At 44.4% G+C, this 3,918-nt stretch carries 3 protein-coding genes; all 3 read left to right on the plus strand.

What is annotated here, in order from left to right; genetic code table 11:
• Window positions 1-852: Spy0128 family protein (locus HMPREF3057_RS00005; protein ID WP_142350324.1), on the plus strand; the 852-nt coding region annotated here is incomplete at its 5' end.
• 171 nt (window positions 853-1,023) lie between these two features.
• A complete protein-coding gene (locus HMPREF3057_RS00010) occupies window positions 1,024-1,482 on the plus strand; it encodes a CtsR family transcriptional regulator (RefSeq protein ID WP_061407682.1) in 459 nt (152 codons plus the stop codon).
• A 1-nt stretch (window position 1,483) separates the two neighbouring features.
• Window positions 1,484-3,916, plus strand: a complete 2,433-nt coding sequence (locus tag HMPREF3057_RS00015) for an ATP-dependent Clp protease ATP-binding subunit (protein WP_070695935.1) — start codon at window positions 1,484-1,486, stop codon at window positions 3,914-3,916.
• Window positions 3,917-3,918 lie beyond the last annotated feature (2 nt).

Here is a 3,918-nt window from a genome sequence, read left to right on the forward strand (position 1 = left end):
AACCCAACTTTCACCAACACTTATAAAGCATCTTCAGCAACTGTAAACATCACGGCTACTAAAGTCTTGAATGGTAAAGCTCTTGAAGCCGGTAAATATGAGTTTGAACTTAAAGAAGGTGACAAAGTAATCGGAACAGCGACAAACGCTGCAGACGGTACAGTTGCTTTCGCAGGTATTGAGTACAAAGAAGCAGGCGACCACACATACACTATCTCTGAAAAAGCAGGTAGCGAAGCAGGTGTAACTTACGATAAATCTACTCACAATGTAACAGTAAAAGTTACAGATAATGGACAAGGTAAACTTGTTGCAGATGTAAAAGACAACAACCCAACCTTCACCAACACTTATGTCGCGTCTTCAACACAAGTAAACTTAACAGCTAAGAAAGTCTTGAATGGTAAAAAAGAACTTGTAGCAGGTCAGTTTAAGTTTGAACTTAAAGAAGGTAACGAAGTAATCGAAACAGCTACAAATGCTGCAGACGGTACTGTTACTTTCACAGCAATTGAGTACAAAGAAGCAGGTGAGCACACTTACACTATTACTGAAGTAAAAGGTAACGATGAGAATATCAAATATGATGAGAATTCTTACAAAGTGACAGTTGAAGTGGTTGACAACGGTGCAGGCAAACTTGTAACAACAGTTACAGGTAACAACCCAACAATCACTAACACGTATACTGAACCGAAAAAAGAAGAACCTAAGGAAGATCCTAAGGGTGAACAGCCTAAGGGAGATTTGCCAAACACTGGTGGAGCAGACTTTACAGCATTCTCTACTATTCTTGGTCTAGTTCTTGCAGCTTTGGCAGGACTTGTATACCGTGCTAAAAAAGTTGACTAATCTTAACTTTGAATAACTAAAAAAGATGGCGACTGTTTTACGGTCCCATCTTTTTGTTTTGGATAGTTTATAATAATCTTCGCAACTTGCTCCCTTTTCCTTTAAAAAAATCAAAAATTTCGGTATAATAGTCAAAGATAGTCAAGGTTCAAAGAAGGAGTTTGATTCACTATGAGATTTAAAAATACATCAGATCATATCGAAGCCTATATCAAGGCGATTTTAGACCAGTCTGGTATCGTGGAATTGCAACGGAGCCAGTTGGCAGATACCTTTCAGGTTGTACCTAGTCAGATCAACTATGTCATCAAGACCCGCTTTACGGAAAGCAGAGGTTACTTAGTTGAGAGCAAGCGTGGTGGCGGAGGCTACATTCGCATAGGGCGTATTGAGTTTTCCAATCATCACGAGATGCTCCGCGATTTGCTTTACTCGATTGGTGAGCGAGTTAGTCAAGAAATCTATGAGGATATTCTCCAGCTTTTGGTGGAGCAGGACTTGATGACCAAGCAGGAAATGACCTTGCTGACTTCTGTAGCAACAGATCGTGTCCTAGGGGAAGAATCCTCAGCTGTCCGTGCCAATATGCTCCGACAGCTATTACAAGAGGTAGATAGAAAAGAGAAGTAAGATGAACTATTCAAAAGCATTGAATGAATGTATCGAAAGTGCCTACATGGTTGCGAGCCATTTTGGAGCCCGTTATCTAGAGTCTTGGCATTTATTGATTGCCATGTCCAATCACAGTTACAGTGTGGCAGGTGCGACTCTAAATGATTATCCTTATGAAATGGACCGTTTAGAAGAGGTTGCGTTGGAACTGACTGAAACCGACTATAGCCAAGATGAAACTTTTACGGAATTACCCTTTTCCCATCGTTTGGAGGTCCTCTTTGCGGAAGCAGAATATGTAGCCTCAGTGGTACATGCTAAGGTGCTAGGGACAGAGCATGTCCTCTATGCGATTTTGCATGATGGTAATGCTTTGGCAACTCGCATCTTGGAGAGAGCAGGCTTCTCTTATGAAGACCAGAAAGATCAGGTCAGAATTGCTGCTCTTCGTCGTAATCTAGAAGAGCGTGCTGGCTGGACAAGAGAAGATCTCAAGGCTTTGCGTCAACGCCATCGCACAGTAACTGACAAGCAAAATTCCATGGCCAATATGATGGGCATGCCTCAAGCTCAAAGTGGTGGTCTAGAGGACTACACGCATGACCTGACGGAGCAAGCGCGTTCTGGCAAGTTAGAGCCAGTTATCGGTCGAGACAAGGAAATCTCACGTATGATTCAGATTTTGAGTCGGAAGACCAAGAACAATCCGGTCTTGGTTGGAGATGCGGGTGTCGGGAAAACAGCTCTGGCACTTGGTCTTGCTCAGCGTATTGCCAGTGGGGATGTGCCTGCGGAAATGGCAAAGATGCGTGTTCTAGAGCTTGATTTGATGAATGTTGTTGCGGGGACACGTTTCCGTGGAGATTTTGAAGAGCGCATGAACAATATCATCAAGGATATAGAGGAAGATGGCAAAGTGATCCTCTTTATCGATGAACTCCACACCATCATGGGTTCTGGTAGCGGTATTGACTCGACTCTGGATGCAGCCAATATCTTGAAGCCAGCCTTGGCTCGTGGAACTTTGAGAACGGTTGGTGCCACCACTCAGGAAGAATACCAGAAACACATCGAAAAAGATGCTGCCCTTTCTCGTCGGTTTGCCAAAGTGACGATTGAAGAGCCAAGTCTAGCTGACAGTATGACCATTTTGCAAGGTTTGAAGGCCACCTATGAGAAACACCACCGTGTGCAAATCACAGATGAAGCTGTTGAAACGGCTGTCAAGATGGCGCATCGTTACTTGACCAGTCGTCACTTGCCAGACTCTGCTATCGACCTCTTAGATGAGGCGGCAGCAACAGTGCAAAACAAATCCAAGCATGTGAAAGCAGACGAATCCGACTTGACTCCAGCTGACAAGGCCCTGATGGATGGCAAGTGGGAACAAGCTGCCCAGCTAATCGCAAAAGAAGAGGAAGTTCCTGTCTATAAAGACTTGGTAACAGAATCTGATATTTTGACCACCTTGAGTCGCTTGTCGGGTATCCCAGTCCAAAAACTGACGCAAACGGATGCCAAGAAATACCTGAATTTGGAGGCTGAACTACACAAACGTGTCATCGGCCAAGATCAAGCTGTTTCAAGCATTAGTCGTGCCATTCGTCGCAATCAGTCAGGTATTCGTAGTCACAAGCGTCCGATTGGTTCCTTTATGTTCCTAGGGCCGACAGGAGTCGGTAAGACCGAATTGGCCAAGGCTCTGGCAGAAGTCCTCTTTGATGACGAATCAGCCCTTATCCGCTTTGATATGAGTGAGTATATGGAGAAATTTGCGGCTAGCCGTCTCAATGGAGCACCTCCTGGCTATGTGGGCTACGAGGAAGGTGGGGAGTTGACCGAGAAGGTTCGCAACAAACCTTACTCAGTACTTCTCTTTGACGAGGTAGAAAAGGCCCATCCAGACATCTTTAATGTCCTCTTGCAGGTTTTGGACGACGGTGTCTTGACAGATAGCAAGGGGCGCAAGGTTGATTTTTCAAATACCATTATCATCATGACGTCAAACCTTGGTGCGACAGCCCTTCGTGATGACAAGACGGTCGGTTTTGGGGCCAAAGACATTCGTTTTGACCAGGAAAATATGGAAAAACGCATGTTTGAAGAGTTGAAAAAAGCTTATCGACCAGAGTTTATTAACCGTATTGATGAAAAGGTGGTCTTCCATAGCTTGGATAGCGAACACATGCAGGAAATCGTTAAGATCATGGTTAAACCATTAATTGCTAGCCTAGCAGAGAAAGGCATCGACTTGAAACTGCAAGCTTCAGCGTTGAAGTTACTAGCAAGCCAAGGTTATGATCCAGAAATGGGAGCTCGCCCACTTCGCAGAACCCTGCAAACAGAAGTGGAAGACAAGTTGGCAGAACTCCTTCTTAAGGGGGAGCTGGTGGCAGGCAAGACCCTCAAGATTGGTGTCAAAGCTGGTAAACTAAAATTTGATATTGCTTAAAA

The organism is Streptococcus sp. HMSC072D05, assembly GCF_001815805.1.
In the GTDB taxonomy this organism is placed as follows: Bacteria; Bacillota; Bacilli; order Lactobacillales; family Streptococcaceae; genus Streptococcus.

Excerpts from the sequence above, each read along its gene's own strand:
- HMPREF3057_RS00015 (WP_070695935.1), top strand. The coding sequence starts at position 1,484 with ATGAACTATTCAAAAGCATTGAATGAATGTATCGAAAGTGCCTACATG.
- HMPREF3057_RS00010 (WP_061407682.1), top strand. The coding sequence starts at position 1,024 with ATGAGATTTAAAAATACATCAGATCATATCGAAGCCTATATCAAGGCG.